Source organism: Caulobacter sp. LARHSG274, assembly GCF_052871235.1.
Window position 1 is genome coordinate 17,166 of sequence record NZ_JBIXJO010000027.1, and the last position, 25,918, is coordinate 43,083.

Genomic DNA, 25,918 nt, shown 5'->3' on the forward strand with positions numbered 1-25,918 from the left:
CGCCTCGCGCGGCGCGGCCGACCGCCAGCAGGGCGCCACCCTCTGCCAGAGATCGCCTGACGGAGCCGCGGGGCGAGCTCCGACGCTGGGCAGGGAGGCGGCGGCGTAGAGATCGACGCCCTCGGCCGCTTCACCCTGGCCCAGTCCTTGGTCAGCGCGGCTCGAGCCCGAAGCGGCGGAGGCGGCCGACGCCGTTGTCGGCCGCGAAGCCCCGCCCGCGTCCGCAGCAGCGAGCGCCGGACGCGCGGCGAGGGAATCCGGTATTGCGGTCAGGCTGTCGAGGCGATCGCCCGATGCATCCACGGGCTCGCGCCGCGCCTCGGAAAGAGCGGCCTCGGTCGGCGCAGGGGAGGGCGGCCCGTTCGCTGCCGATTTGGCCGGCTCGCCGGGCTGGCTGTTGACCAGGGTCACGCCGACCACCGTGGGCGTGATCAACATTTCGGGCGCCCGCCCCGCCAGCAGCAGCAAGGCCAGGATGATCGCGGCGTGCCCGCCCAGGGCGGTGATCGCCGCCAGGCCGCTGATCCGGCTGTCGTCAGCAGGCGATGAGGGTTCTGGCATCGGTGGTCGAACGTTCGGCGGCTGGCGGGAATGAGAAGAGCATGAACGGTAGCGGTCGGCGCGGTATTCGTCCACTTCGCGTCTGAAGGTTGAATTGCGGCTGTTCAGCCGCCCGTCCGATGTGATATCCAATTGTCCGGAAGCTGCGGCTTCGGGGTACGCGCGTCGGGGCGCGAAGTGGGGCGATCATGCGTCAGAAACCAGGTCCGAGTCAGGACCAGGGCGGCTTTGCGGCCGTGGACGCGCTGGTGGCCGTCACCATCCTGTCCTCCAGCCTGGCCCTGTCCTTGACCGCCGCCGAAATCGGCCTGCGCGCCAGCCGGACCGCCGCCGAGACCCGCGACGCCGAGATGATCCTGCGGGGCGGGTTGGAAAGCACGGCCGGACAGGCCGGCGCCTGGAGCGGGCGGGCCCTGGGCATGGCCTGGCGCGTCGAGGCCCATTTCACCGACGCAGCCTTTCTCCGTCGCGGCGGTCCCTGCGCGCGCACCGCCTCCGCCAAGGCGACAGGCAGCGGCCGGACCTATCGAATGACGACGATGGACGCCTGCCTGCCCGAGGGCGGCGCATGAGCGACGACGGCTACACCCTGGCTGAGATGCTCGCGGCCCTGACCATCCTTGGGTTGGCCATGGGCGGGCTTGGGCTGGTGGTCGGCCTGATCTCGCGCCAGCAACTGACCTCCAATAGAATTCAGGCGCGCCTGGCCGCCGACCGCACTGTCGACCAGACCCTGACGCGGTGGCTGGCGCAGGACGGGGCGGAGACCCTGCACGGCGACGCAAGGGGACTGTCCTTCGCCTGCGCAGCCGCAACCTGCGCGGCGAGTCTGCAGGTCGAGGGCCGCCGGATGCTGCTGGTCTTGCGAAACGGTTCGGGCCGGGCCCGGCGTCTGCGGCTGAGCGATCCGGCCGTGCGCTTCAGCTACCGCGACGCTCGAAGCCTGGTCGACGCCTGGCCTCCCGCCGAAACGTCGCCGTCCCATCCCGGGGACCAGACGCCGCGCGCGGTGTTGCTCGCCAAGCCTGGCGCGGTCGCGCCGCTGGCGGTGGTTCCGATTTCGCCGCGCGAGCCTCGCGATTGCCAGTTCGACGCCATCATCGGCGGCTGCCGGATTGTGACCCCATGAGGAACCCCCTGGATTTGCGTCTGGTCGATGCGGACAACGAACCGCGCGACGAACCCTCCACCGTCGCCGCTGCGCCGAATGTTTTCGCGCGGGCGGTGTCGACGCCGCCAGGATGGCCATGGGAGCAGGCGCGCGGCGCCCTTTTGGAGGCCCGCCACGGCGCGCCCCTGCCGATCGACCAGATGCTGGTGCGGCTCAAGCGCCTGACCCCGTGGCGCCTGAGGCAAGGCGGGCGGTTCGCGGCCTGCTATGTCCGCACCAGTGAGATCGAGACCCGGTTCGAGGCGCGGGTCGAGGTCGATGACCAGGCGGTGTCGGTGACTTTCGAGCCGCCGGAGGCCATGGCCCGGCGGGCGCGGCGCTCATTGGTCGCCGGCGTCGCCGCCGCGGGGATTGCGGCGCTGGTGTTCATGTCGATCGCCGGAGCCCTGCTGGCGCGGTCCGAGGGCGAGACGCAACTGGCGGCGATGGAACGCGACGCGGCCGCCAAGCTGCGGCGAGCCGAGACGGCCCAGAGAGTCCGTCGGGAGTCGGCTGCCTTGACGATGGCCCAGCCGGGCGATCGGATCGCCGCGCCGCTGACGGATCTGGCCTGGGCCATGGCCGCGCGCGCACCCGACGCGCGGATCGAATCCTGGAACTGGGCGCATGGCGTCAGCCGTGTCGAAGCCCGGGGCGAGACCTCGCCGTTCGCCGATCCGCAGCGCGGCGCCAGCCGCGAAGGCGTCGCGCGGCCAGGCGTCTGGTCCTGGCGGATCCAGCCCGAAGGGGCCGGGCGATGAGCGCGCGTTCCATCGGCGGGCCCGGCCTGGCGGTCGCGGCGGCCTTGGCCGGGGGGCTGGCTGCGGTGGTGGCGGCCATGGGCCTGTCGGCCTTGGCGCGGCCCGTTCACCGGGCCGAGCGCCTGGCGCAGCTGGATCAAAAGGTCGAACGGATCGCGCAACTGCAGCGCGCTACGGCCGGCGGCCTGACCTATCCGCGCGGCGCCGTCTGCCGCGAAGGGATCGCGCGCGGCTCGGACCTCGTCGCGCAAAAGCTGCGGGCCGGGCTTGGCCAGGCCCAAATGGTGCGGCTGGCCTTCGAGCCTTCGGTCTCGGTCGACGGGTCGGGGTTGGTGGTGATCGGTTTCCGATTCGAGACCTTGGGGTCCTATGAGGACGCCATGGGGCTGTTGCGCGGCCTCGACGCCGCCAAGCCTGCGATCTTCGCTGACTCCGTCGACCTCACCTCCAGGACCTCGGCTGTCTCCCTTCGGTTTTCAGGACGTTTCTATTGCTCGACCTCCGCGCGCCTTTGATCCCGTCGTCGGTGCTTGCCGGCCTGGCTCTGGGCGCCGTCGCCTGGTTGGCGGCCGGGCGCCAGGACGTGTACAGCCCAGCCCAGGGGCGTCTGAACGCCCTGCAGTCAAGGCGAGCCGAGGAGACGCCGGCGGGTGGAACGCCGATGCTGGCGGGGCCGCCGCTGTTTGCGCTGTCGATCGGCCCAAACGCCGTCAAGGACCCGGCCGTGGCCGTTCTTGGCCTCTCACGCATGCCCGGGCGCGCCGCCGCCCTGCTGACCATCGACGGCAAGCCGGCGGCCTGGCTGGCGCGCGGTGAAAGCCGCGACGGCGTGGTTTTGCGCGAAGTCGCCTCCGGCCGCGCCACCCTGGACCTGCCTTTGGGCGTGCAGGACTTGAAAATCGGCGAGGCGACGCCGGCTTCGGGGGCCGCGATGCCCAATCCCGCCATGCCAGGCGGGGGCGCAGGCGATACGCCGCCCCCCGGCTATCGTTCACCGCCGCCGCCGGCCAGCGCCCCCGCCGGCCTTGGCGGATGAAGTCGTCTTTCGTGAAGCATTCCATGACATTCAAGCGTGCGCTCCGACTGGCCATGGCCGGCGTCTGCCTGGCCACGGCGCCGCTGGCGACCGCGCCCGCCCGCGCCGCGGCGGCCACGGACCGGCCGGAGTCCTTCACCTTCGCCTTTCGGGACGCCGACATCGCCCAGGTGGCCGAGGAAATCCTCGGAACCGCCTTGGGCGTGCCCTACAGCATCGATCCCGGGGTCACCGGCAAGGTGTCGTTCCGCATCGACCGGCGGCTGACCCGGGCTCAGTTGCTCGAAGCCTTCGAGGCCGCGCTTGAGGTCAACGACGTGGCCGTGCTGCGCCAGGGCGACAGCCTGGTGCTGGCGCCGCGGGACAAGGCCCGGGCCGCCGCGGGGCTTCGCGATCCCAGCGCGGTCAGCGGCATGCGTCGGGGCGGCTATGACGTCGTGGCCGTGCCGCTGTCGTTCTCCACGCCCAGCGAGGTGGCCAAGGCGCTGGAGGCGATGACCGGCTCCAAGGCCGTGCTCTATTCCAACGACAAGCTGGGCTTGATCGTGCTGGGCGGATCGGGGAGCGAGCTGCAGGCGACCCTTGAGACCATCAAGGTCCTGGACCGCAACGTTTTCGAAGGCGCGCGCATCCGCTGGTTCGACCTGCGCCAGGCCGCGGCCGGCACGGTGGCGACCGATCTGGCCAAGATTCTGGCCACGGCCGGCGTCCAGGGCGTCTCGGTCTCGCCGCTCAGCCGGCTCAATGGTCTGATCGTCTCGGCCCGCACCGAAACGGCGATGAACGAGGTCGCCGGCTGGATCACCCGGCTGGACACGCCCTCGCGCGACCTGTCCACCCAACTCTATGTCTATCGGCCGCGCAGCGCCTCGGCCGCGTCCCTGGCCCAGACCCTGAGGCAGGTCTTGGGCGCAAGCAGCGACAATGGAGGCAGCGGCCTTCAAAACACTCGCCAAACGACTTCAAGTTCGGCGGAAACGCCTGCCGCTTCCGACCAGGGCGACAGCGCCGGGAGCGGGCGCGGTGAAACCGACGCCGGCGGTCAGCAAGCGCTCGAGGACGGCGTGCGCATCGGCGTCGACAAGGACAGCAACACCCTGATCGTCCGCGCCCCGGCCGCGCGCTGGATGGGCCTGCAGCAGACCCTGGCGGAAATCGACCGGCCGCCCGCCCAGGTGATGATCGAGGCCTCGATCATCGAGGTCAGCCTGACCAACGATTTCCGATTCGGCGTCGACTGGTCGGCGGTCGGCGACAGCGGCAAGCTGACTGGAAGTTCGATCTACAACGAAGGCGGCGCGATCGCGCCGAAGTTCCCAGGCTTTTCGATCACCTATCTGGGCGGCGACATCGATGCGGCCGTCAACGCCCTGGGTTCGCGCACCACGATCGACGTCGTCTCGGCTCCCAAGCTGATCACCCTCGACAATCACAAGGCCCGGCTGCAGATCGGCGACCAGGTGCCTGTCATCACCCAGACGGCGACCAACACCACCACCGCGACCCCGGCCATCGTCAGTACGGTGGAGTATCGCGACACCGGCGTGATTCTCGAGGTCACCCCGCGCATCAGCGGCGACGACAAGGTCGTCGTCGACATCGCTCAGGAGGTCAGCGGCGTCGCCAAGACCGTGACCTCGGGCATCGATTCACCGACGATCCAGCAGCGCAAGCTGGCCAGCACCCTGGTGCTGCAGGACGGCGGGGTCGTCGCCCTGGGCGGTCTGATCAGTCATCGGAGCAGTGATTCCGACAGCGGAGTGCCCGGTCTCAAGGACGTCAAGCTCCTGGGCAATCTCTTCAAGTCCAAGAGCAAGGAGGCGGCCCGAACCGAGCTGGTGGTGCTGCTGAGCGTGCGCATCATGCGCGATCCGGCCAGCTCCAATCTGGTCACCAGCGACATGCTGGCCGACATGCGCGAGATCGAGAGCCGTGGTTTGCTGCCGCACTGAAGCGCCGCGCGACGGCGGCTACGCCAGCGCGGCGGCTTTGGCCGTCAGCCTGGCGGTGGCCATTCTCGCCGCCGCCCTGGTGCTGCGCGGCGTCAGCGCGCTCAAGCTGGCCCGGGCCGACCTGCGGCGCAGCCAGGCCGCGTACGCCTTGTCCGGCGCGCAGGTCCTGGCCGCGACCCGCCTGGTGAACGGCGCGCGATCCGCACGCCTGGCCTGGAGCATCGGGGGCCTGGACGACCGCGGCGTCTCCGTCCTGGCCGAAGCCGAGGCCCCCAAGCTGCGGCTGACCGAGGCGGCGAGGCTCGACGACAAGGTCTTGGCCCTGCTCGGGGCTGACGATCCGGCTGGCGCGCGTGCGCATCTGGCTGTCCTCGACGCCAGGACCGCGACGCCCGACGCCATTGCGGCGGCCGACGTCGGTGCGAGCTGGCGGGCCTGCGCCAGGAGCGCGATCTCGCCCTGGGGCGTGGCCGAAGCCTTGAGCCTGGCCGCGGCCCAGGCGCCCGACCAGGACCTGGACGGCCCCCGGGCCGGACAGGTCTGGCGCGTGCGGGCGACCACCGTGGATGGCTGGACGGACGAGCGGATTGTAAGGTTGATCGGCCGGGTGGAGAAGCCCGGCGCGGTGATATGGCGGCGCTTCGGGCGCACGGCGGACGGGGGCGTAACATGCGACAGGACCATCAACAGCCGGGCGTCCGGTCTGGCGGGGACGCCGGCTACACCCTGACCGAGATGCTGGTGGTCATCGCGATCATCGGCCTGATCGCCGCGGTGCTGACCCCCAGCCTGATGGGACAATTGGGTCGCGCGCGCGTCAAGTCGGCCCAGCTTCAGTTGGAGTCCGTGGCCGCCGCCGTCGAGATGTTCCATTCCGACACTGGCCGCTATCCGACCGCGAGCGAAGGGCTAAGGGCCTTGGTCGAGGAGCCGGCCGACGCGGAAGGCTGGACCGGCCCCTACGTCAAATCGGCCGCCACCCTGAAGGATCCCTGGACCGGCGACATCCTCTACCGCCAGGTCGAGGACAACGGATTCGAGGTCGTCAGTCTCGGGTCCGACCGCAAGGCCGGCGGTTCGGGAACCAAGCGCGACCTGGCTGCGCCCAAATGAACCTGCTGGCCGCCTGGATCGCTCTGCCGGTCGGAGCCGTCGTCGGCAGCTTTGCGGCCACGGCGGGTTTGCGCTGGACGCAGGGGCGGCAGGCGATCGTGGGTCGCTCGCGCTGCGACGCCTGTGACGTTCGGCTGGGGTACGCCGCCACGGTGCCGATCCTTTCCTATCTCCACCTGGGCGGGGCCTGCGCCGGTTGCCGCGCGCCGATCCACCCCGGCCATCTGGCCGGCGAGGCGGCCGGGGTGGGACTGGCCATGGCGAGCGTCCTGCTCCTGCCGATCGGTCCGGCCATTCTGGCGGCGATGTTGGGGATGGTCCTGGTCGCCGCCGCCGTCGCCGACGCCGTCAGCCGGCGCCTGCCGGACCTGCTCAGCATTGTCGCGGCGGTGCTCGGCGCAGCCCTGGCGCTGCAGCGCGGGCCTGCGGCCCTGCTGGTCGGCTTCGTCGCCGCGGTCACGACAGGGGCTCTGCTCCTGGTTCTGCGCGGGATTTTCGCGGCCCGGACCGGGGATCCGAAAATGGGCCTGGGCGACGTCAAGCTGGCCATGGCGCTCGCCCTTTGGACCGGTGCGGCGACCCCTTGGATGTTCGTCATCGCCGGCCTGGCCGGTCTGGTCCAGCTGCGCATGAGCAAGACCGCCGACGGCAGGATCGCCTTTGGTCCGGCCCTCGCCGCGGCCGGCTGGTCCGTAGGGCTGGCGCTGCAGGCGGGCGTGTTTGGAGACCTGATTCCATGACGACCCTCGCCAGCCGGCCCCGCTCTCAGGCCCGCGCCAAGCTCGTAGAGGCCTTGATCGAGCAGGGCCTGGTTGAACTGGCCGCCATCGCGCGCGCTGAGCTGGTGGCCATGCGCACCGGCCAGCCGGTCGAGCAGGTGCTCAATCAACTGGGCGCGCTGTCGGACGAGGACCTGACTCGCGCCTACGCCCAGGCGGCAGGCTGCGAAATCTGGGAACCGCGTCTGCGGCCGGCGGCGGTCGACATCGCTGATCTGGGCGTCACCGTCGACTTCCTGCGGCGAACGCGCCTGCTGCCGCTGGCCGCGGGCGGACCCGCCCTGCTGTGCGCGGCCTGCGATCCGCTCGACGACGAGGCTCTGGCCGGGCTGGTGTTTGCGGCCAATCGGCCGGTCAGCGTGTTGGCCGCCCGGGCCGGCGAGTGGCGGACCGCCTTCGAGGCGCGCTATGGCGCCGAAGCGGCAGTCTCATCCGAGGCCGTCGACGAGCGGCGCCTGGCGCGCGAGATCGACCAGGTGGCCGACGGCGCGGTCGAGGGCGGCGGCGCGCGCCTGGTCGCCGAAGCCTTCGAGGAGGCGATCGCCCTGGGCGCCTCCGACATCCACTTCGAGCCGCGCCGCCACGATCTGCGGGTGAGATTGCGGGTCGATGGCCGGATGATCGACTATCGCGTGGTTCCCGCCGACCTGGCCGCGCCGGCGGTGTCGCGCATCAAGGTGATCGCCAACCTGAACCTGGGCGAACGCCGCCTGCCGCAGGACGGCCGCACGTCCTTCGTCATCCGGGGCAAGTCAGTCGACGTGCGCGTGGCCACCGCTCCGACGGTGTTCGGTGAAGCGGCCGTGCTGCGCATCCTTGACCGCAGCGCCGTGCCGCTGGAGCTTGGCGGGCTAGGCTTGGCCGACGAGGTGACCGACGTGCTGCGCAAGGCCGGCCGGGCCCCGCACGGCATCTTCCTGGTCACCGGCCCGACCGGCAGCGGCAAGACCACCACGCTCTATGCCCTCTTGGAGACCTTCACCGGCTCGCCCAAGAAGGTGCTCAGCGTCGAGGACCCGGTCGAATATCATTTCGAGCATGTCTCCCAGACCCAGGTGGCTCCGCAACTGGGCCTGACCTTCGCCGCGGCCCTGCGCTCGTTCCTGCGCCAGGACCCCGACATTATCCTGGTCGGTGAGATCCGCGATCCGGAGACGGCGGCGGTGGCCATCCAGGCGGCGATGACCGGCCACCTGGTGCTGGCCTCGATCCACGCCAACGACGCCCTTTCGGTGCTGCCGCGCCTGCTCGACATGGGCGTGGAGCCCTACCAACTGGCCGCCGCCTTCCGTGGGGCGGTGGCCCAGCGGCTGGTCCGCCGCCTGTGCCCGCACTGCCGGCAGGCGGGCGCGCCGACCGAGGCCGAACAGGCCTTCGCCGCCGGCCACGGCCTGGCCGCGCCGTTGCGCACCTTCCGGGCCCACGGCTGCCCGGCCTGCAAGGGCGGCGGGTTCAAGGGCCGCGCGCCGATCGCCGAGGCCTTCCTGACCGACGAGGCGCTGCTGCGGGCCATCGCCGACCGCCAGCCGGCCGCCGAGATCGGGCGGCTGGCGCGGCAGCTGGGCCTGGCCAGCATGGCGGCGGACGGTCTCGACAAGGCGATGCGCGGCGAGACCACGCTGGAGGAAGTGATGGGCGCGGTCCATGACTGAGATCCGCCGCTTCGCCTATGTCGCGGTGGGGACCGACGGCCGGCGGGTGCGCGGCCAGGTCCTGGAGGCCAGCGAGCAGGCCGCGTTCGAGCGGTTGCGCCGCCAGGGCCTGTCGCCGTTGAAACTGAGGGCGGTTGCGGTCGGAACACGGGCGACGGGCGATCGGGCGCTCAGGGACCGCGAGAGCGCCGAGATCCTGCTCAGCCTGGCCGATCTGCTCAGCGCCGGGGCCGACATGCGCGCGTCGCTCAATGTCCTGCTGTCGCGGGCCCAGGGCTCGCGGGTGGCCGGCGCCTGCCGGCGGCTGCTGCAGGAGATCAGCGCCGGCGAGGCGCTGGACGCGGCCTTCGCCCGCACCCTGGCCCCGCGCCACGGCTTCGTCGCCGCGCTCGTCGCGGCCGGCGAGGCGGCCGGCGACCTGCCGCAGGCGTTGCGGCGAGCCGGCGAGATGCTGGAAGCCGCCATCAAGCTGCGCGAGCAACTGGTCGGGGCCCTGGCCTATCCGCTGTTCGTGTTGGTCAGCACCGTGGCGGCGGCGGGAGTGATCCTGCTGGCCGTGGTGCCCTCGCTCGAACCGCTGGTCAGCGAGGGGGGCGGGGAGGGGACGCCGATCCTGTCGGGCCTGCTGGCCGCCAGCCGGCTGCTGCGCGACCACGGCCTGGCGCTGGGCGGCGCCCTGGCGGCGGCGGCGGCGCTGGTCGCGGTCCTGGGCCGCGCCGGCCTGCTGGCCGGGCCGCTCGACCGCCTGCTGCTGGCCGGCCCCTGGCGGCGAACCACGGGAGCCCTGTTCTACGGCGGCTTCGCGATCTCGCTGGGGGTGATGCTGACGGCCGGCGCGCCGATGAGCGACGCCCTGAGACTGGCCATCGGCGGGGTGCGCTCGGAGCTGGCCAAGACCCGGTTGCAGCCGGTGCTGCGGCAGGTGCGCCAGGGCGTGGCGCTGTCCGAGGCCCTGCAGGCCGTGAAAGGGTTTCCGGCGACCGTCGTGCGCCTGGTCTCGGTCGGGGAGTCCACCGGCGCCCTGGGGCGGATGCTGCAACGCTCGGGCAAGCTGGAGGAGGACGCCGCCGTGCGCGACATCGAGGCCGCCGCGCGCCTGCTGGGCCCGGCCCTGATCGTGCTGCTCGGCGGCCTGATCGGCCTGATGATGGCGGGCCTGCTGTCGGGCGTGACGGAGCTGGGGCAGGCGGCGTTGAGCTGAGGCGCCGAGTTGATGCGGCGCCTCCGTTCAAGGCGAAGCTGAAAAATTTCTTCACCCGTCGGTTGCACTCCGGAAGGCACAGCTCTACGGCGCAAGTTGCGCAATCGGGGCGGCGCAAGGCGGCTTTTTGTCGGTGGTCGCAGGCGGCCAAGACAATGCGCTCACGGCCTTGCGCGTCCTCGAGCACGATCCGGCGGGCGGGCACCACCTCCGGCGCACCGACCGTGCCGATCACCACCAAGGCGGCGCACAGTTGCACCATCTGCCGGCGAAGCGCGGTGACCTCGGCGTTCAAGGCGGCGTTGGAATCCTCAGCCACGACAGGCGCCCGAATGCTGCTTGAGGACGGGCTTCCATCCACGACGAGAGGGTCGGCCATGATGGCAAATTGGTCCTGACGAAATAGCTGATAAATCTCGCCATCAGATTGCGCGCTGCAATCGGCGTGGCTAAGGTCAAGCTATCGGCCAAGGAGCGCTCTCTCCCTGGGAGAGCAAGATTGAAGCACACCCTCGATCCCGAGGTCGACGCGACCGCCACCTTCGTGCGGAGCGTGACGATTTCGGGCCCGCTCTCAACGCGAGCGCGGTAATCGCACCGCCGATGGGCAGGGGCCTTCTGGCGAACCGGCGCAAGCCGCCCCGCGCGGCGATCCTAACCGTGAAGTCAAACCCACGCCGGCGCAGCCGTCGTCCTCGAAAGCCTGCTAGGAGAGTCCGGTGGTCGGCAATTTTCTGAGATCGGCGATTCTGGCCGGTTTGGTCGCCGCGGTGGCGACCTGTCCTGGTTCTCGTGCGGTCGCGCAGTCGATCAGCGGCGTGGTCGTGCCCAAGGTCACGATAGCGGATCGGAACGGTGTCGATCTCAGCAATGGGACCATCATAACGGATGGCGGCACGGTGACGATCGGGCCGGCGGACGCCCCAGTCTTGTCGCAGAAAGTCCTGGCGACCTACTACGACAGCAGCCAAGTGCCGCGCTACGGCTACCTCCGGCAGGAGGCTTGTCCGATCGGTCCGGGCAACTGCTACGGCTTCAAACCGGAAGTCAGCGTGCGGATCGGCGCCCGCGCCTTGATGGTGGGTTTCAGCGGCGACTGCAGGGGCGACTGCGACGTCCGACTCGATCTGGTGTCCAACACTTGGGTCCTGACCGACAACAGCGGCAAGCAATGGATCTTTGATAACAATCCCGTGGCCGATGGCGGCCCCGCGCCCCAGCCGCGCACCTTGGGCTGGTTGCGCGAGATCCGATCGAAGAACGGCGAGCGGCTGACCTACAATTACCAGGGCACGACGGTCCGCTCGATCACCTCCAACCTCGGCTATCAGATCAACTATCAGGATCTGGGCCAGGCGGTGGCGTCCTTTCAACTAACGAACCTGGCGTACGAATATTGCGACAAGCTTGCCTCGACCTGTCCCAACCAGGTGGCGAACTGGCCAAAGCTGCAGCTGTCGGGTACCTATAACAACTACCAGGCGACCGACGCGCTGACCCGCGTGTCGGGCTTCTCGACCGTCGAGACCAGCTCGACCGAGCAACAGGTGACGCTCACCTCGCCGATGGGTGTGGCCAGGAAAATCTGGCGGGTCTCGCTGACAGCGAATGGGCCCAAGGTTCTGATGCGGCGGTTCGAGGATCCGACGGGCAGCACCGATTATGCTTTCAGCATTGGGTCCAATCAATTCAACTCCGTTGCCGATTGGAAGGTGCTTAGTTCGTCGGCGACAAGATCGTCCGGGGCCGTTATGCGCTTCAGCATGGATGACGCGGCTTTGGCTGCGGCCAGCAACAACACCTGGACGACGAGCAAGCCTTACAAATCCATCCTGACCGACGAAAAGCTCCGCAAGACGACCTACGAATTCTATCAAACGCGGACCTCTCAATCGGCGTTGTGGCTGGCCAATAACAAGATCTACAGGGTGACGAGGCCTGGAGGGGCGACAACGACGATCTCGTACGACGACCGAGACCGCCCCTTGTCGGCCGTCGAGACCCAGAGACCCAACTACGGCGCCGACACCCTTTCGACGTCCGCGGCGTTTCCGACCTGCGCCGATTGGGTGCTCTGCGCCGATCCCGTCAGCAAGACCGACGCCCGCAACAACAGCACTGACTACACCTATTATGAGGACACCGGCCTGCTGAAGACGGCGACCGGACCAGCCGATTCCAGCAATGTCCGGCCGCAGACCCGCTATCGCTACGAGCCGCGCCAGGCCGTGTTCAAGGATGCGTCCGGCCAGTCCGTACCCTCGGCCACCTCGGTCTGGAAGCTAGTCGAGACCACCACGTGCAGAACCAAGGCGTCCTGCACGGGAGAGCCTGACGAACTGAAGACCACGTACGAATACGACGCCAACCTCTTACCCATAAAGGAAACCATGTCCTCGGGCGATGGCGCCCTGATCTCGATCATCACCAAGACCTACGACCCCGTCGGCAATCTCGCCTCGGTCGACGGCCCGTTGGCGGGCCCCGGCGACACGACCTATTATTTCTACGACGCGGGGCGGCAACTGATCGGGTCGATCAGGCCGGCGGCGCCCGCCAACTTGGCCACACGGACGGTCTACAACGGCGACGGGCGGCCCACCCTGGTTCAGCGCGGCACGGCGGCCGGCGTCACTCGGGCGGCGCTTGATACGATGACGCCGGTCGAAGAAGACGTCATCGCCTACGATGCCGCGGGACGGAAGGCGCGCGAGGACAAGAGGGCCTACGGCGGTGCGACCTATACGGTGACACAATACAGCTACGACAGCGACAGTCGCCTCGAATGCATCGCCGTCCGCATGAACCCGGCGGTCTTCGGCGACCTCCCTCTCGGCTCCGCCTGCACGCCGTTCACGGCAGGCGACCAGGGACCAGACCGTGTCACCAGGAACGTGTACGACGCCGCCGGACAACTGCTGCAGGTGCGGCAGGCGGTCGGCTCCGGTCTCGAGCGGGCCGACGCCACCTACAGCTACACGCCGGACGGCAAGCAGGAATACGTGATCGACGCCAGGGGCAACCGTTCCAAATGGGAGTATGATGGCTTCAACCGGCTGTCCAAATGGGTGTTCCCGTCGACGTCCCAGCCGTCAGCCTACGATCCGACCACCCAAACAACCGCCTTAGCCAGCGCTGGCGATCTCAACCTGAACGACTATGAGGAATACAGCTACGACGCCAACGCCAACCGCACCATGTTGAGAAAGCGCGACACCCAGACGATCACGTACTCCTACGACGCGCTGAATCGCATGACGCTCAAGAACGTCCCGGTCGGCAATGATGTCTATTACGGTTACGATCTGCTGGGGCTGCAGCTCTACGCGCGGTTCGGATCGGAGACCGGACCTGGCATCACCAACACCTATGACGCGTTCGGCCGGGTGAAGACGAGCAGCAACAATCTGAGCGGCGCGCCGCGGAAGCTGTCGTACGAGTACGACGCGGCCGGCAATCGCACACAGCTGAAGTTCCCCGACGAAAAGATCTTCACGTACCAATATGACGACCTTGGTCGCATGACCGCGATCAAGGAAGGCGGGACGACCAAGATTGCCGGACAGACTTACGACGCCATGGGGCGTCGCGATGGCCTGACCGAAGGGGTCGCGACCGGCTACACCTACGATCCGATCGGCAGGCTGTCGTCACTGTCGCATGACCTGGCCGGCACGGCTTGGGACGTGACGTTCGGCTCGCCAGCGTACAATCCCGCCAGTCAGGTGAGGACATTTACGATTAGCAACCAAGCCTATGACTGGCGAGGCGCTGTTGAGCTCAGCCGCCAGTACGTCGCAAATGGTCTGAACCAGTATACTCAAGTCGGTGCGCTGAGCTTTACCAACGACGCCAACGGCAATCTGAAGTCTGACGGTTCTACGGCCTACCTCTACGACGTCGAAAACCGGTTGATCACTAGCACCACCGGCGCGGTGACCGTGTCGCTCAGCTACGATCCGCTGGGTCGGCTGTGGCAGACGGCCGGCGGCGACTCGGGAACCACCCAATTCCTCTACGACGGGCCTGCCCTGGTGGCCGAGTATGACGGCGCGGGCAACATGCTTCGCCGCTACGTGCACGGTCAAGGCGTCGACGAGCCGCTGTTCTGGTACGAGGGTTCCAGCCTGGACGTTCGCCGGCTGTTGCGCGCCGACCGCCAGGGCAGCATCGTCGCCGTCGCCGATGCGAACGGCGGCAGCATCACCACCAACACCTACGACGAATACGGCATCCCGGCCGCGACCAATCAGGGGCGGTTCTCGTACACCGGTCAGATCCGCATCCCGGAGCTGGGCATGTACTATTACAAGGCCCGAATTTACTCGCCCTCGTTGGGACGGTTTCTCCAGACCGACCCCATCGGGTATGACGATGGCCTCAACTGGTACGCCTATGTCGGCAATGATCCGATGAATCGGAGCGATCCGACTGGGCTTTCGTGGCGGGTGGGGCTGCGCCTTGACTTCTATCAAGTAGTTGTTCGCGCTGGCCCTATTAACATCAATAGTCCGGTCGTCGTTCCCGTCCCGATCATCTATACGAATGATCCTTTCAAGACGCCGGGCGGTGTCCCCGTGAGAGATCACGGTGCGAAGGGAACAGGAGACGAGTACATTGGCGGCAAGGGTTGGACGCCTGAACAAGTTGATGATGTACTCAACAACCCAGATCGGACCGGCGGTGTAGTTGATAGAGGGTCGAAGGATGGCAAGCCTCGAAATGAACCCGCGACCTCGTATGTCGACAAGGACGGAAACTACGTCGTTCAAAACGATAAAACGAAAGAAGTCATCCAGGTCGGAACGCGTGGAGAGCCGCGCGACAAGCCACCACAGGACAGGCCTCCGAAAGAAAAAGCCGAAAAAAATGGCAATTGATAGAGCGGATATATTGGCGGCAAGCACCGCAACCGGAAGCCGGATGTTGAGTTACTCGGAGTTGAAGGAGCTTTTGGAAGTATCTCTCGACATCGACGGGGTGGTGAATGCCGTTGAAGCATATGAGGTCGATGGTGACGTGCGTTACCTCAGATGTGATGCTACCCTCGCATTCTCCAGAGAGGACTATGGGGTCGATCAACACAGCTCTGCTCAAAAAGCATATGATTATATCGTGATATGCCTAGACACGGTGGATGATCGGGAAGAGCTAAAATACACGGTGTGGCTGGATAACGGTGAAAAGTAGAACTGATAGCGGGTACCCATAATGGGCGCTCAGAGAGCCTGAAAGGGCCTTCGCATGACGCCTTCGCAGACCACGCCCACGCCCCAACCTGGCGACTGCCTCGTCGCCGCTATCGCGACCCCGTCCTGGGCATCCGCGTGTCGCCGCAGGCGGCCAACAAGGTGAGGGCCGAGGCCGCCGCGCCGGGCATGACCCAAAGCCAGTATCTCGAACACCTGATCTACGATCGGGGCGTGACCCACATCGACTATTACGCCCAGCAAGCGGCGATCCAGTCTTACATGGCGGCGGGGGTGTCGCTGGCCCTGGCTACGAGTTGCTGCCGCCCGAGAGGGTGGCGACCGTGCGCAAGCAGGCGCTCGATGCGGCCAAGGCCTTGTTCGGGGAGACGCGCGGCCGGCCGCCGGGCGTGGGGTCGGCGCCCGTGGACTTCGACGCCGATCCGCGCCTGCTGGCGCTGTTCGACGCCTACAAGGCGTAGGGCGGCTCAGCGGCGGTGGCGGTCGTCCGGGCGGCGATCAGAGCCTTGGCGCGCTGGGCGCGTTGGAAGTGGCGTTGCCGGCGTTCTTCGTAATACGCCTCCACGGCCTCCAGCAGCTCGGCGGCGTCGTGGTCGCTCATGGTGGCCAGGTCGACGATTGCTTTTTCGCCATCTGACTATCCAAAAGAGTTGCGACAGGTCGCTGCTAAGCTAGACTGCGGTGCGCCAAGCACAGCTCTGTTTGTCGGCGGCCGATCGAGGGAACAAACAGCATGAAACGTCCATGGACCCTCGCTGCTGTGCTGGCTCTCACCCTTGGCCTCGCCACCACGGCAAGCGCCACCGGCCCGGTGACCTGGAGAAAGATCACCCTGGTCACCGGCGGCTGGACCGTTCCGATGGTCGGCGTGCAGACCACGGCCGCAGCCGTCAATCCTGACAGCTGTCCCACGGGCGGCCTCTATGTCGTCGCGCCGGATTCGCCCTCGCACGACCTGTTCACGTCGATGCTGCTGACCGCCTATGCGCGGGGCGACCAGGTGTCGCTGACGGTCAGCGGCTGCTACTCTAACTGGGATTACGGTGACAGTGCACTTAATTGACTCTCCTCTCCCAGCCATAGTGCACTAAGACGACCGCAAGCATTAAAGCTTACCTTGACAATCTAAGGCGCGTCTTTTCTCTGAATTGCAATCCCACTCAGCTTGACGGACAGGTTCCGGTGCAACCTATCAGCTTCAAAACGATTGCCTTCGTCCTGTTTGCCAGCCTGTCGATGGTCTCGACAGCGCGGGCCGAGCCTTCGAGTCCTCCGGTGCTGGTCAACCAGGTCCGGGTCTTCGAGAACGGCGCGACGCCGTTCGCCCTGGTGGAGACGGCCGCGCCGACGGTCTGCGGCGTCGCCACTTTCACCATCGATCTGACGAGCGCGGCCGGGCCGGCCATGCTCAGCATCGCCATCTCGGCCTTCACCGCCCGCGAGCATGTCGTTCTGGAGGTGAGCAACAGCACCGGCTGCGCCGGCTACGGGACCCGCCTGCAGTCGATCACCCTCACCACCCGGAGCGCCTGACGATGCGCGTCCTCGCCGGGCTTTCCTCCTGCCTGTTCCTGCTGCTGGCGCTGGCCGGCGCGTCGCCGGCCCGCGCCGAGCCGGAGTGCCAGCCGGTGCGGATCACCCACGTCCGCGTCTATGACGCCGCCGCTCGGCCCCCCGCCCCGCCCCCCCCCCCCCCCGGGCGGGGGGGGGGGGGGGGGGCGGCCCCCCCCCCCCCCCCCCCCGAGCCGGAGAGCCAGCCGGTCCTGATCACCGACGTCCGCGTCTATGACGCCGGCGCCGGTTCGGCCGTGTTCGTCACTTCGGCGGCCACGGCGGCGTGCGGCACGACCGTCTTCAAGTTCGGCCTCAATTCGGCGGCGGGCCAGGGCCTGCTGAGTATCGCCATCACCGCCCTGTCGGCGCGGCGCAGCGTCGTGCTTGAGATCGCTTCGACGGGCTGCACCGGTTGGGGCACGACGTTGCGGTCGATCACGCTCACCACCCGTCCGGCGACCTAGCCCGGAATTCCGCGAAAGGCGGCGATCGTCGTGCCGGGGGTCTGCAAGCGTCCCGCGGCGTCGCGATCGACCTAGAGCATCGCGCGGAAAAGTGGACGCCGGTTTTCCGCAATAGCGATGCGAAAACAAAAGTCTAGAGCCCCTCGCGCGGGCTCTAGACCCGTCTAAAGAGCTTCGGGATCATCGCGCCCCAAGGAACCAGTCATCGTACAAATCCACCCGCAAAGAAGGCCGGTTTCCATGGGGAATTTAGGAAAAATCGTCGCGATGGCCGCAGCCTTGCTCTGCGCGTTCGCGGGATCAGCAGCCCAGGCCTCGTCGACCGCACTGGTCAGCGTGACCTCTGTTCTGTCGACCTCTAGTGGTTTCGTCATGTTCACCGTGGAGGGTTCGAGGTCGACGCCGCCCAGTTGCGGAGCCGCGTTTCCGACGAGATTCGCCTTCAGCATTACGACGGCGAGCGGCCAAGCGATGCTTTCGACGCTTTTGACCGCCGCCGCCGCGCGCAAGTCGATCATCGTCCAGGGCAGCGGCGCTTGCGATCAGCAGACCGGCGACACGGAGGGCGTCTTCTATATCGAGATGAGGCCCTGAAAATCGTGCTGACCTCTGGGACTCCCGACAGAGACAGCCTCCTGAGCCTTTAGCGTAACACCCGACGGCCGTCCCTGCGGGCGTTGGAAGATCGGCTCCCGGGATTGCTCTGGTTTAGAGGCTTGGCTTTGGCGAAATTCCCGCCCAGGCTGCCGGTCCCGGTTTCACGAACTCCGTTCAGACCACGGCGCCGTTCGGGCCTCAGGCGCCGAGGGAAATGCGAAGGATGCGGCATTTGGTTATGCCCCAGCCCCAGAAATCAGATGGGCCCGTCTCGACGACATAGGCGATGAAGAGCGGAATGTTGCTCGCCTTGGCGGTCAGGGCGATCGCCTCAACCTTTTCGGGGGCCACGTCGCCGTTGGCGCCGGCGTAGAACAGAGACCATCCTTGGTACACGCACTCGTTGGCCACGCCCGGCGCCTGGCCGTCGGCCCGAACCCAGACCTGATCGGGGCCGGAGCTCGAAATCCCGGCCATGATGTTGCGTGGCGTAACCGTCGCGGCCTGGGCGAGCGCAGCAGCTGGAATCATCGATAGCGCGAGAAGCGCTCCGGCGGCGGCGGGCAGGGCAATTTTCACCAGCATCTCCTTGTGCATCGGGATCAAGGCAAGCGATCGGGGCCGCTTGCCGTGTCCTTTGCAGCGAACGTCATTGTCCGGCGAGACCCCGCGCAACGGGCTCCAGATCGGGGCGGGGCAGATCAGCTTCGGCGCCGATCAATTTTCGACCATGAAGAAGTCGACCGTTTCGGTGTCGCCCCAGATGGAGCAGGTTCCCGTCCCGTGGATCGAGATGCGCTTATGCAGCGAATAGGCCGTCATCAGCACTGACAGCTGCGACTGCCCGACCAGGGTGCTGGCGTTGATCGCAAAGCGCGCGCCCAGGCCGGGGCCCTAACAGGATGGAGGAGCTCCCCGCGCGCCGTCGGTGTTGAACATGACCGCCCCGTTCGACGTGCCGTAGGGATAGGTGATATAGCCCAAGGCCGCGTCCGAGGCCTTGGCCGGCGCTGCGCCAGTTGCCGCCGCCGCGCAGATCAATGCAGCGAGTACTAATCTCATGATCGTCACCTTTGGTTGTGGAGCTTCACCTTGGCCGTGACGCCGCGACGAGGCAATAGCGACGAGGAGATTCGAGGCGCGTGACGCCTTCGGCGCCGTCATTCGTCCAGGAGCCGTTGGCGTCGTCCTGGAACAAGCGGAGTTTCCGATTTTGATCTGGCGCGAAGGCCCGCCGTCGTTCGCGAGCTTGACCTTGACCATCGCCAAGTTGCAATCTTGGGCGTGATCAGCGGGGAGAGGCGTCTTGCGGAAACAGTTCAGGTCGGCGGGAATGGCGTCGATCGTCGCGGCGGTTTTGGCGATGGCCTCGCCCGCGCTTGCGTCCAGCCAGGGCCCCGGCATGGCGTCCTCGATCTCGGCCGGAGCGGACGGGAACGTATGGTTTAGCCATGACGGCGTAAGGACCGGCGCTCTGCCGGCCTGCGCCAATGCGAACGGACTTTGGGTTTTCAGCGTCAACACGCCCGCGGGCCAAGCCATGTTCGCCAACCTGCTGGCGGCCACGGCGGCCGGCAAGAAGGTCAGCATTCAAGGCAGTCAGTCCTGCCTGGGGGATCATGAAACGGTCGCCTACATTGTGGGCTTATGACGGGCCATCGCCGTTTCTGGCGCTGCGACCTTGTCGTCTGTTCGGCGCGGTCGACCAAGGCGTTGATGGGGGAGGGGGCGTTGCTGGGCGACGGGCTGTCGGCGAACTCCGATAGGAAGCAAGCGTCGAGGACCTCGAGGCGTGGCCGGCGACCCGTGATCGGGACGCGCGAGAGGTCGCGCATTCGGACCCGTGGGTCGCTCTCCGCCGGAAAAGCCGCTTGTGGCCGGAACCTCGATCGATTTGCTGTTTCTTCCCCTGGAAGTTGAAAGCTCCTTGGGTTTCAGACTAAAGCTTGGCCATAATCGGACGCTCTACCGGACGCTCTTTGGAGAACTTCATGAAGTTGGCTCTTTCGGTCACGCTCGGTTTGACCATCTCACTGTCGGCGAGCGCGGCCATGGCGGCTCCCGTTGAGGTTCCCTGGGCCAAGCTGACCTTTCTCGGCGGCGGATGGACGAGCTCCACCCTGAGGGTGCAGACCAGCGGGGCGTTCAGCAACCCGGCCGGCTGCGCCCTGACAGACGGCTACATCGTCGACTCCACCCTGCCGGGCGCCCAGTTGCTGGACTCGATCTTGCTCACCGCCTATTCGACCAATCAGGACGTCCAGTTGATCATTGATGGTTGCGCGCTGTCACGTCCGGCGGTCATCGGCGTCTATATTCGACGCTCATAGTCGTCTGCAGGGCGGCTCGATCACTGTGGCATGGAGTCGCCCCGCCGACGCCAACACGGCAAAATTCTTCTCGAACTGCTGCATAGGGCTGAACCGACTTCGACGTTTCTCCCCTTGCAAGTTCGCATAGCCGCTTCGTCATGACGCTGAAGGGCCGGGGCGAAGACTATCCAGTGCTCGCCAACCACTGCCCATCTGCTCGTCCCTGCGTCGGCCCGCCCGCTGGCGTAGAAGGTCGTGCTGGAAGCGGCCGAGGTCTACGCCACGCCAGCCCGCCTGACCGTCATGACCGCGATTTAGGCCCGGCGTTCTGCAGGCCTGGCATGACGACGAGGGCGCGCTGAACCGCACCATGGTCGAGCTCGACAAGCGACTGAAACAGACGCTTCGGGTCTGGAGAGGATCGGGATGGGGATTTCCTGATCGACAACAAGCTTCGTCGTGTATTTTGTTCGTCTGGGTTGTGATGCGGGCGGGGCGGAAATGAGAAGCGGGAAACTCGTCGGAAGCGTGGCTGCGGCGATGCTGGTCGCAGCCCTATTGACGCCGGCGCTAGCCGTAGCCTCTTCGACGGGGGCGGGCCACATCAGCGTCATCCAGGTGATGGACGGCGGCGTCGTGCTATTTAATCACGACGGGGATAGGACGGCTCTGCCCGGCTGCGCCACGAACCAGGGACGCTGGGCGTTCGACGGCTCCACGCCGGCGGGCCAGGCAAAGCTGGCCGTGCTGATGTCGGCTTACGCCTTGAACAAGCGCATCGTGATTACTGGGCTCGGCGCCTGTAATCAGTTCGGCGGCATGGAGAGCGTGAGCAATTTCTATCTCGCCGACTGAATCTGGCGGTTTGACTCCAACACAAGACCCTGTTGGGGGATTCCCCGGTGATGCGGCCGTGCGAGGTCTGCGGCATGCGCATCGGTCACCGTCACAGCTGAGGATAGGCTCGGCCTTGAGCGATCGCCCCGGATCGGAACGGCCTCAGAAGCACGCGCGGCGGGTGCGGATCATCATGCTGACAGCCGACGGGATCGGCGCGGCCGGCATCACGGCGGCGACCGGCAAGGACAAGACCTATGCGGTACCGGCAGGAGCGGTTCACGCATAAGAATCCGACTCTATATTTCGTTGTTGGTCAATAGGTTGCGACGCCCCGTGGGATTCCGGCGACGCGGACGGAGAGCCCGGATTTGAACTCAAACTTTTCTAGAGCATCGTGCGGAAAAGCGGACGCCGTTTTTCTGCAAAAACGATGTGAAAACAAAAAGCTAGAGCCGGTCGCGTGAGTCTCGTATCGCGCGACCGGCTCTAATAGACCCATAATCCCAGGACGGTGTCGGTGCGGGCGACCGTGCAAGATCCGCCGTCTGCCGAGAACCGGACCTTGACGCGCTGACCGGATGTCTTGGCGGTCAGCAGCATGGAAAAAACCGATCTTTCGAGGTGTTGGCCGGATCAATATAGATTTGCCCGCCTTCCTTGAAATAGGCGAACACTTCGCCGGTCGTTCCGGCATAGAGCATCGAGACGGCGTAGTCGCATTCGGTGAATGCATGCGCTGGCGTGCTCGACATTAAAAGCACCCAGCTCGCCAATCCCGCGAGCCCCCGCGCCATAGGCAAAAGTGCACGGCGGAGGAGCATCTCGCAAATAGGCATCATGGCGGCTCATAACAACTCAGGATCTCTGTAATCCACCCTATTCAATCCAGGAAACTTGTCTATGACCACAGCAACGTCGCTCGTCTACTCGGCCAACAAGCCGCCATCGGTTCGACGTCGACCTTCCAGCGCGAATCTGCGCGCCGGACGCTACGGACGACGCAAGGCCACGCCGATGACGTTCGGACGCGAATAGATGCATCCGTCGACCGTCAGTTGGATCTCGACGTTCGTCGCCTGGGCCGTCAGCAACATCGACCAGAACAGTTGGGCTCCGGACAATGTCGGATCGACGAAATAGCCGTCGGGGATCGGGCAGGCGGCGGGATTGAAGAAGTCTCCGGTGGTCTGCACCCTCAGCCCCGCCGAAGTCCATCCTCCGATGACGGCGGTCACCCGAACCCAGGGCGTCTGGGCCGGCGTGGCCCAAGCGCCGCCGGCCGACAGCGACAGCGCCGCGGCGAGCGCCGTGATCAGGCCGGCTTGCAACCAGTTTCCGCGCGCCAGGTTCAATGGGATTCCCGCAACGTCACGCCGATGATCCGAGGGCGATCCAGGACGCAACCATCCACCACCAGCTTGACCTCCAGATTGGTCGAAAAGGCGGTCAACAGCATCGACGAGAACAACTGGGCGCCGGGCAGGCTCGCCTCCACCATATAGCCGTCGGTCACCGGACAGGCTTCGGGATTGTAGAAGGCGGCGGCCGTCTGAACCCTGAGGTGCGCAGCCACCCAACCTCCGGAGATGTAGTTGACCTTGACCCAGGGTGCCTCCAGAGGCGTGGCCATGGCCTCGCCTGACAACAGCGCAAATGCGGCGCCGGCCGTCACCAATAGCCCCCGTTTCATTCTCAGGCCCCCGCCCTGTCAGGAAATGTTTCAGCTTCGGTCAAGCTTCTTCGTAGTGGCGCGGCGCCGAGAGCACAACTTGAAATCGCGCAGGCGGCCGTCACCTTTGGACAGCGTTGGCGGGTCGGGCGATGCCAACGTCGCGCGGCTTGCGCTAGGTTTTGTTATCGCACCGTTTTTTGTGGAAAGCCGGCATCCACTTTTCCGCCCGATGCGGTAGGCGTTGCAGAGTGGGCAGTGGCCATTATCGAGAAGCGAATATGGCTGCTGTAAGGACCCATCGACCCCAAGGCCATGGCGGTGGCCGAGCCTTCCAGCACGTCGAGGGCGGCGAACAGGGTGGTCGTGCCGTGGCGCTTGTAATCGTGGATCATGGTCCCGGCCCGGCCCTTCTTCATCGGCAGGCCCGGCTGGGTGCGGTCCAGCGCCTGGATCTGGCTCTTCTCGTCGAGCGACAGCGCCACGGCATGGGCCGGCGGATCGATGTACAGGCCGACGACGTCCTTGAGCTTCTCGGCGAACTTCGGATCGTCGGACAGCTTGAAGGCGCGCATGCGATGCGGTTGCAGGCCATGGGCCTTCCAGATGCGCCGCACCGAGGAGATGCTTAATCCCCGTCGCCTTGGCCATCGCCGCCGCCGTCCAATGGGCGGCCTCGTGCGGCGGCGTGGCGTTGGTCAGGGCCACCACCCGGTCGATGGTCGCCAGCGGCATGGACGGGATGCGCGAGGGGCGGGTCTTGTCGCGCACCAGGCCCTCGACGCCCTCCAGCATGAACCGCTCCTGCCAGCGCCAGACGCAGGTCTTGTCCTTGCCGGTGGCCGCCATGACGCCGTTCGTGCCCACGCCGTCGGCCCTCAGCATGATGATCCGCGCCCGCAAGACATGTTTCTGGGGGGCTGTTACGATCCTGAGCGATCGCCTCCAATCGGAGCCGATCCTCCGGCGTGACCGTGATGGAAATCCCTGTGCGCATGGCGCAGACTCGCACGATCACACCTCCCGTGGGAATCCCCCAGGGAGTCTTACTGTTAGGGCGTAACCACTAGGCGCAGGCGGATGCGCCGGACCTCAATCTGACCCTCAAGGGCGGCTGCGCCGTCGCCTGCGGCGATGCGCTTCGCGCACCCTTGACCGTCAGCTTGACGCCCGGCTTGGGCTCGGCGTGCGGTTTAAGCCTAAACAGGCGCTTCTCGCCTGCGGCTTAACCGCCAGGCTTTGAGGCGGACGCCTCGGCCGCCGTGCGGGAACGGGTCAGCCGCGGCCCCGACCAGCTGGCTGCGGCGTTCCGTGGGGCGGTGGCCCAGCGGCTGGTCCGCCGCCTGTGTCCGCACTGCCGGCAGGCGGGCGCGCCGACCGAGGCCGAACAGGCCTTCGCCGCCGACCAGGGCCTGGCCGCGCCGCTGCGCACCTTCCGGGCCCACGGCTGCCCGGCCTGCAAGGGCGGCGGGTTCAAGGGCCGCGCGCCGATCGCCGAGGCCTTCCTGACCGACGAGGCGCTGCTGCGGGCCATCGCCGACCGCCAGCCGGCCGCCGAGATCGGGCGGCTGGCGAGACAGCTGGGCCTGGCCAGCATGGCGGCCGACGGCCTGGACAAGGCGATGCGCGGCGAGACCACGCTGGAGGAAGTGATGGGCGCGGTCCATGACTGAGACCCGCCGCTTCGCCTATGTCGCGGTCGGGACCGACGGCCGGCGGGTGCGCGGCCAGGTCCTGGAGGCCAGCGAGCAGGCCGCGTTCGAGCGGTTGCGCCGCCAGGGCCTGTCGCCGTTGAAACTGAGGGCGGTTGCGGTCGGAACACGGGCGACGGGCGATCGGGCGCTCAGGGACCGCGAGAGCGCCGAGATCCTGCTCAGCCTGGCCGATCTGCTCAGCGCCGGGGCCGACATGCGCGCCTCGCTCAATGTCCTGCTGTCGCGGGCCCAGGGCTCGCGCGTCGCCGGCGCCTGCCGGCGACTGTTGCAGGAGATCAGCGCCGGCGAAGCGCTGGACGCGGCCTTCGCCCGCACCCTGGCCCCGCGCCACGGCTTCGTCGCCGCGCTCGTCGCGGCCGGCGAGGCGGCCGGCGACCTGCCGCAGGCGTTGCGGCGAGCCGGCGAGATGCTGGAAGCCGCCATCAAGCTGCGCGAGCAACTGGTCGGGGTCCTGGGCCCGGCCTTGATCGTGCTGCTGGGACGGTCTGATCGGCCCGATAGATGACCGGTTTGCTGTCGGGCGTGACCGAACTGGAGCAGGCGGCTTTGAGCGGAGGACTATCGCCCGGATTTAATCCCGCTTCGATTGTCGCCATACAGTCAAGCTTGGCCGGCGTTTGGGTTGGGGGCGTTACGCGGGTTTTTCGGTCGCGCTCGGCGATCGCTTTGACGGCGTTCGCTCTCGACTATTACGCCTAGCCGGCGGCGATCCAGTCCCACCTGACGGCGGGGGTGTCGCTGGCCCCGGCCCACAAGCTTCCGCCGCCAGAGACGATGACGGCCGTGCGCAAGCCGGCGGTCGATGCGGCCAAAGCGCCGTTCGGGAGACGCGCAGCCGGTCGCCGGGGGGGCGGAAAACTTCGACAAGGCTCTCCGACAGCGCACACCTTGGCGCAGCTATGGTCTCGCAAGGGGTAGACGATCGCTGCGGCGGATCAGGGCCGCCGAACGGCCTATCATCGCGCACGTAAACCCGACATCGGGCGACATTGCATTTACCCAAGGCCAACACCGGCGCGGTGGAGTCTGGCGGTTGGCGGTTTGGCGAGGATGCGGGCGGATCGACCTGGCGCACGGCGGGCCATTGAGTCCAGGGGACGCCTCAGTTCGAGGCGAAACGAAAAATTCCTTCGCCCAACGGTTGCGCCCTGGAAAACGCATCTCTACGGTCAAGCTGCGCAACCAGGGGCGGTGCAGGGGCGGCTTGTTGTCTGTGATCCCGGAATTGTCTGTGGTCCCGGAAGACGCAGCGGCCTGACGGCAATATTTGAAATGGGTGGGTGGATGCGAAGGTCTGTTCGTGCGGGTCGTTTCGATCTTCTTCTGTCCGCCGGCTTGGTTTGCCGGTCCTT

31 protein-coding genes and 1 pseudogene are annotated in these 25,918 nt (G+C 67.0%); 23 read left to right on the top strand and 9 right to left on the bottom strand.

Annotated features, from left to right (window positions below):
- Positions 1–693, bottom strand: a 693-nt coding sequence (locus ACIPQB_RS24530) for a hypothetical protein (RefSeq protein ID WP_446487867.1), incomplete at its 3' end; no start/stop codon positions are given.
- A gap of 56 nt (positions 694–749) precedes the next feature.
- Between ACIPQB_RS24530 and ACIPQB_RS24535 the strand changes: the two genes are divergently transcribed.
- The 14 genes from ACIPQB_RS24535 to ACIPQB_RS24600 all read left to right on the top strand — a co-directional run bounded on the left by ACIPQB_RS24535 (position 750) and on the right by ACIPQB_RS24600 (position 15,876).
- The gene (locus ACIPQB_RS24535) at positions 750–1,133 is read left to right on the top strand and encodes a hypothetical protein (protein WP_446487868.1); all 384 of its coding nucleotides are present in this window, start codon (positions 750–752) and stop codon (positions 1,131–1,133) included.
- Entirely contained in the window at positions 1,130–1,690 is a 561-nt protein-coding gene (locus ACIPQB_RS24540; RefSeq protein ID WP_446487869.1) for a prepilin-type N-terminal cleavage/methylation domain-containing protein, read from the top strand. The genes ACIPQB_RS24535 and ACIPQB_RS24540 overlap by 4 nt, the downstream gene beginning before the upstream one ends.
- Entirely contained in the window at positions 1,687–2,472 is a 786-nt protein-coding gene (locus ACIPQB_RS24545; RefSeq protein ID WP_446487870.1) for a hypothetical protein, read from the top strand. Before ACIPQB_RS24540 ends, ACIPQB_RS24545 begins: the two co-directional genes overlap by 4 nt.
- Complete coding sequence (locus tag ACIPQB_RS24550) at positions 2,469–2,987, top strand: hypothetical protein (protein ID WP_446487871.1); 519 nt, start codon at positions 2,469–2,471, stop codon at positions 2,985–2,987. Before ACIPQB_RS24545 ends, ACIPQB_RS24550 begins: the two co-directional genes overlap by 4 nt.
- Positions 2,963–3,508 (top strand): hypothetical protein, encoded by a 546-nt coding sequence (locus tag ACIPQB_RS24555; RefSeq protein WP_446487872.1) that lies wholly within the window; start codon positions 2,963–2,965, stop codon positions 3,506–3,508. The genes ACIPQB_RS24550 and ACIPQB_RS24555 overlap by 25 nt, the downstream gene beginning before the upstream one ends.
- Positions 3,509–3,531: 23 nt before the next feature.
- Positions 3,532–5,460, top strand: a complete 1,929-nt coding sequence (gspD, locus tag ACIPQB_RS24560) for a type II secretion system secretin GspD (protein ID WP_446487873.1) — start codon at positions 3,532–3,534, stop codon at positions 5,458–5,460.
- A complete protein-coding gene (locus ACIPQB_RS24565; protein WP_446487874.1) occupies positions 5,441–6,190 on the top strand; it encodes a hypothetical protein in 750 nt (249 codons plus the stop codon). The genes gspD and ACIPQB_RS24565 overlap by 20 nt, the downstream gene beginning before the upstream one ends.
- Positions 6,130–6,573 carry a type II secretion system major pseudopilin GspG gene (gspG, locus tag ACIPQB_RS24570; RefSeq protein WP_446487875.1) on the top strand — a complete coding sequence of 148 codons (444 nt, stop codon included), beginning with the start codon at positions 6,130–6,132 and terminating at the stop codon, positions 6,571–6,573. Before ACIPQB_RS24565 ends, gspG begins: the two co-directional genes overlap by 61 nt.
- On the top strand, positions 6,570–7,313 hold the full coding sequence (locus tag ACIPQB_RS24575; RefSeq protein WP_446487876.1) for a prepilin peptidase: 744 nt from the start codon (positions 6,570–6,572) through the stop codon (positions 7,311–7,313). The genes gspG and ACIPQB_RS24575 overlap by 4 nt, the downstream gene beginning before the upstream one ends.
- Positions 7,310–9,004: a GspE/PulE family protein gene (locus tag ACIPQB_RS24580; RefSeq protein WP_446487877.1), complete on the top strand. Its 1,695-nt coding sequence runs from the start codon at positions 7,310–7,312 to the stop codon at positions 9,002–9,004. The genes ACIPQB_RS24575 and ACIPQB_RS24580 overlap by 4 nt, the downstream gene beginning before the upstream one ends.
- Positions 8,997–10,205: a type II secretion system F family protein gene (locus tag ACIPQB_RS24585; RefSeq protein ID WP_446487878.1), complete on the top strand. Its 1,209-nt coding sequence runs from the start codon at positions 8,997–8,999 to the stop codon at positions 10,203–10,205. Before ACIPQB_RS24580 ends, ACIPQB_RS24585 begins: the two co-directional genes overlap by 8 nt.
- Positions 10,206–10,924: 719 nt before the next feature.
- Positions 10,925–15,085: an RHS repeat-associated core domain-containing protein gene (locus tag ACIPQB_RS24590; protein ID WP_446487879.1), complete on the top strand. Its 4,161-nt coding sequence runs from the start codon at positions 10,925–10,927 to the stop codon at positions 15,083–15,085.
- Positions 15,075–15,395 carry a hypothetical protein gene (locus ACIPQB_RS24595; protein WP_446487880.1) on the top strand — a complete coding sequence of 107 codons (321 nt, stop codon included), beginning with the start codon at positions 15,075–15,077 and terminating at the stop codon, positions 15,393–15,395. Before ACIPQB_RS24590 ends, ACIPQB_RS24595 begins: the two co-directional genes overlap by 11 nt.
- Positions 15,396–15,738: 343 nt before the next feature.
- Positions 15,739–15,876 (top strand): hypothetical protein, encoded by a 138-nt coding sequence (locus tag ACIPQB_RS24600; protein ID WP_446487881.1) that lies wholly within the window; start codon positions 15,739–15,741, stop codon positions 15,874–15,876.
- On the opposite strand, the gene ACIPQB_RS24605 is transcribed toward ACIPQB_RS24600, so the two are convergent.
- Positions 15,864–16,016, bottom strand: coding sequence for a hypothetical protein (locus ACIPQB_RS24605; RefSeq protein WP_446487882.1), 153 nt, complete (start codon positions 16,014–16,016; stop codon positions 15,864–15,866). The genes ACIPQB_RS24600 and ACIPQB_RS24605 overlap by 13 nt on opposite strands.
- Positions 16,017–16,148: 132 nt before the next feature.
- Here ACIPQB_RS24605 and ACIPQB_RS24610 point away from each other — a divergent pair, with 132 nt between their 5' ends.
- From ACIPQB_RS24610 to ACIPQB_RS24620, 3 genes are all read left to right on the top strand, one after another.
- Entirely contained in the window at positions 16,149–16,478 is a 330-nt protein-coding gene (locus tag ACIPQB_RS24610) for a hypothetical protein (RefSeq protein WP_446487883.1), read from the top strand.
- Between the two features lie 119 nt (positions 16,479–16,597).
- Positions 16,598–16,948: a hypothetical protein gene (locus tag ACIPQB_RS24615; RefSeq protein ID WP_446487884.1), complete on the top strand. Its 351-nt coding sequence runs from the start codon at positions 16,598–16,600 to the stop codon at positions 16,946–16,948.
- Between the two features lie 275 nt (positions 16,949–17,223).
- Positions 17,224–17,433 (top strand): hypothetical protein, encoded by a 210-nt coding sequence (locus ACIPQB_RS24620; protein ID WP_446487885.1) that lies wholly within the window; start codon positions 17,224–17,226, stop codon positions 17,431–17,433.
- 164 nt (positions 17,434–17,597) lie between these two features.
- Here the strand turns inward: ACIPQB_RS24620 and ACIPQB_RS24625 are convergent, their stop codons facing one another.
- Together ACIPQB_RS24625 and ACIPQB_RS24630 are read right to left on the bottom strand one after the other, a co-directional pair.
- Complete coding sequence (locus ACIPQB_RS24625) at positions 17,598–17,951, bottom strand: hypothetical protein (protein ID WP_446487886.1); 354 nt, start codon at positions 17,949–17,951, stop codon at positions 17,598–17,600.
- A gap of 277 nt (positions 17,952–18,228) precedes the next feature.
- Positions 18,229–18,609 (bottom strand): hypothetical protein, encoded by a 381-nt coding sequence (locus ACIPQB_RS24630; protein WP_446487887.1) that lies wholly within the window; start codon positions 18,607–18,609, stop codon positions 18,229–18,231.
- A gap of 73 nt (positions 18,610–18,682) precedes the next feature.
- On the opposite strand from ACIPQB_RS24630, the gene ACIPQB_RS24635 reads away from it, so the two are divergent.
- Positions 18,683–18,844, top strand: coding sequence for a hypothetical protein (locus ACIPQB_RS24635; protein ID WP_446487888.1), 162 nt, complete (start codon positions 18,683–18,685; stop codon positions 18,842–18,844).
- 80 nt (positions 18,845–18,924) lie between these two features.
- Here the strand turns inward: ACIPQB_RS24635 and ACIPQB_RS24640 are convergent, their stop codons facing one another.
- Entirely contained in the window at positions 18,925–19,620 is a 696-nt protein-coding gene (locus ACIPQB_RS24640) for a hypothetical protein (RefSeq protein ID WP_446487889.1), read from the bottom strand.
- A 461-nt stretch (positions 19,621–20,081) separates the two neighbouring features.
- Here ACIPQB_RS24640 and ACIPQB_RS24645 point away from each other — a divergent pair, with 461 nt between their 5' ends.
- From ACIPQB_RS24645 to ACIPQB_RS24655, 3 genes are all read left to right on the top strand, one after another.
- Positions 20,082–20,360 (top strand): hypothetical protein, encoded by a 279-nt coding sequence (locus ACIPQB_RS24645; RefSeq protein WP_446487890.1) that lies wholly within the window; start codon positions 20,082–20,084, stop codon positions 20,358–20,360.
- A 522-nt stretch (positions 20,361–20,882) separates the two neighbouring features.
- Entirely contained in the window at positions 20,883–21,197 is a 315-nt protein-coding gene (locus ACIPQB_RS24650; RefSeq protein WP_446487891.1) for a hypothetical protein, read from the top strand.
- 115 nt (positions 21,198–21,312) lie between these two features.
- The gene (locus ACIPQB_RS24655; RefSeq protein ID WP_446487892.1) at positions 21,313–21,468 is read left to right on the top strand and encodes a hypothetical protein; all 156 of its coding nucleotides are present in this window, start codon (positions 21,313–21,315) and stop codon (positions 21,466–21,468) included.
- Positions 21,469–21,772: 304 nt separating this feature from the next.
- On the opposite strand, the gene ACIPQB_RS24660 is transcribed toward ACIPQB_RS24655, so the two are convergent.
- The 4 genes and pseudogenes from ACIPQB_RS24660 to ACIPQB_RS24675 form a co-directional block, all read right to left on the bottom strand.
- Positions 21,773–22,021, bottom strand: a complete 249-nt coding sequence (locus ACIPQB_RS24660; protein WP_446487893.1) for a hypothetical protein — start codon at positions 22,019–22,021, stop codon at positions 21,773–21,775.
- Between the two features lie 150 nt (positions 22,022–22,171).
- Positions 22,172–22,510 carry a hypothetical protein gene (locus ACIPQB_RS24665; RefSeq protein WP_446487894.1) on the bottom strand — a complete coding sequence of 113 codons (339 nt, stop codon included), beginning with the start codon at positions 22,508–22,510 and terminating at the stop codon, positions 22,172–22,174.
- Between the two features lie 20 nt (positions 22,511–22,530).
- On the bottom strand, positions 22,531–22,812 hold the full coding sequence (locus ACIPQB_RS24670; RefSeq protein WP_446487895.1) for a hypothetical protein: 282 nt from the start codon (positions 22,810–22,812) through the stop codon (positions 22,531–22,533).
- A gap of 365 nt (positions 22,813–23,177) precedes the next feature.
- Positions 23,178–23,848, bottom strand: a pseudogene (locus ACIPQB_RS24675) (IS630 family transposase); the annotation flags it as partial.
- Positions 23,849–24,113: 265 nt separating this feature from the next.
- On the opposite strand from ACIPQB_RS24675, the gene ACIPQB_RS24680 reads away from it, so the two are divergent.
- Positions 24,114–24,524 (top strand): ATPase, T2SS/T4P/T4SS family, encoded by a 411-nt coding sequence (locus tag ACIPQB_RS24680; RefSeq protein WP_446487896.1) that lies wholly within the window; start codon positions 24,114–24,116, stop codon positions 24,522–24,524.
- Positions 24,517–25,071, top strand: a complete 555-nt coding sequence (locus ACIPQB_RS24685) for a type II secretion system F family protein (protein WP_446487897.1) — start codon at positions 24,517–24,519, stop codon at positions 25,069–25,071. Before ACIPQB_RS24680 ends, ACIPQB_RS24685 begins: the two co-directional genes overlap by 8 nt.
- The last annotated feature ends 847 nt before the right edge of the window (positions 25,072–25,918 follow it).

What these genes read in the sequence shown, in the direction of transcription:
- ACIPQB_RS24580 (WP_446487877.1), top strand. Translation starts at nt 7,310, where the DNA reads ATGACGACCCTCGCCAGCCGGCCCCGCTCTCAGGCCCGCGCCAAGCTC.
- ACIPQB_RS24660 (WP_446487893.1), bottom strand. Translation starts at nt 22,021, where the DNA reads ATGATGCCTATTTGCGAGATGCTCCTCCGCCGTGCACTTTTGCCTATG.
- ACIPQB_RS24610 (WP_446487883.1), top strand. Translation starts at nt 16,149, where the DNA reads ATGAAACGTCCATGGACCCTCGCTGCTGTGCTGGCTCTCACCCTTGGC.
- ACIPQB_RS24535 (WP_446487868.1), top strand. Translation starts at nt 750, where the DNA reads ATGCGTCAGAAACCAGGTCCGAGTCAGGACCAGGGCGGCTTTGCGGCC.
- ACIPQB_RS24640 (WP_446487889.1), bottom strand. Translation starts at nt 19,620, where the DNA reads ATGCTGACCTTCTTGCCGGCCGCCGTGGCCGCCAGCAGGTTGGCGAAC.
- ACIPQB_RS24670 (WP_446487895.1), bottom strand. Translation starts at nt 22,812, where the DNA reads ATGGCCACGCCTCTGGAGGCACCCTGGGTCAAGGTCAACTACATCTCC.
- ACIPQB_RS24540 (WP_446487869.1), top strand. Translation starts at nt 1,130, where the DNA reads ATGAGCGACGACGGCTACACCCTGGCTGAGATGCTCGCGGCCCTGACC.
- ACIPQB_RS24595 (WP_446487880.1), top strand. Translation starts at nt 15,075, where the DNA reads ATGGCAATTGATAGAGCGGATATATTGGCGGCAAGCACCGCAACCGGA.
- ACIPQB_RS24625 (WP_446487886.1), bottom strand. Translation starts at nt 17,951, where the DNA reads ATGATCGACTTGCGCGCGGCGGCGGCGGTCAAAAGCGTCGAAAGCATC.
- ACIPQB_RS24650 (WP_446487891.1), top strand. Translation starts at nt 20,883, where the DNA reads ATGCTGGTCGCAGCCCTATTGACGCCGGCGCTAGCCGTAGCCTCTTCG.
- gspD (WP_446487873.1), top strand. Translation starts at nt 3,532, where the DNA reads ATGACATTCAAGCGTGCGCTCCGACTGGCCATGGCCGGCGTCTGCCTG.
- ACIPQB_RS24585 (WP_446487878.1), top strand. Translation starts at nt 8,997, where the DNA reads ATGACTGAGATCCGCCGCTTCGCCTATGTCGCGGTGGGGACCGACGGC.
- ACIPQB_RS24550 (WP_446487871.1), top strand. Translation starts at nt 2,469, where the DNA reads ATGAGCGCGCGTTCCATCGGCGGGCCCGGCCTGGCGGTCGCGGCGGCC.
- ACIPQB_RS24645 (WP_446487890.1), top strand. Translation starts at nt 20,082, where the DNA reads ATGGCGGCTCCCGTTGAGGTTCCCTGGGCCAAGCTGACCTTTCTCGGC.
- ACIPQB_RS24575 (WP_446487876.1), top strand. Translation starts at nt 6,570, where the DNA reads ATGAACCTGCTGGCCGCCTGGATCGCTCTGCCGGTCGGAGCCGTCGTC.
- gspG (WP_446487875.1), top strand. Translation starts at nt 6,130, where the DNA reads ATGCGACAGGACCATCAACAGCCGGGCGTCCGGTCTGGCGGGGACGCC.
- ACIPQB_RS24685 (WP_446487897.1), top strand. Translation starts at nt 24,517, where the DNA reads ATGACTGAGACCCGCCGCTTCGCCTATGTCGCGGTCGGGACCGACGGC.
- ACIPQB_RS24605 (WP_446487882.1), bottom strand. Translation starts at nt 16,016, where the DNA reads ATGAGCGACCACGACGCCGCCGAGCTGCTGGAGGCCGTGGAGGCGTAT.
- ACIPQB_RS24545 (WP_446487870.1), top strand. Translation starts at nt 1,687, where the DNA reads ATGAGGAACCCCCTGGATTTGCGTCTGGTCGATGCGGACAACGAACCG.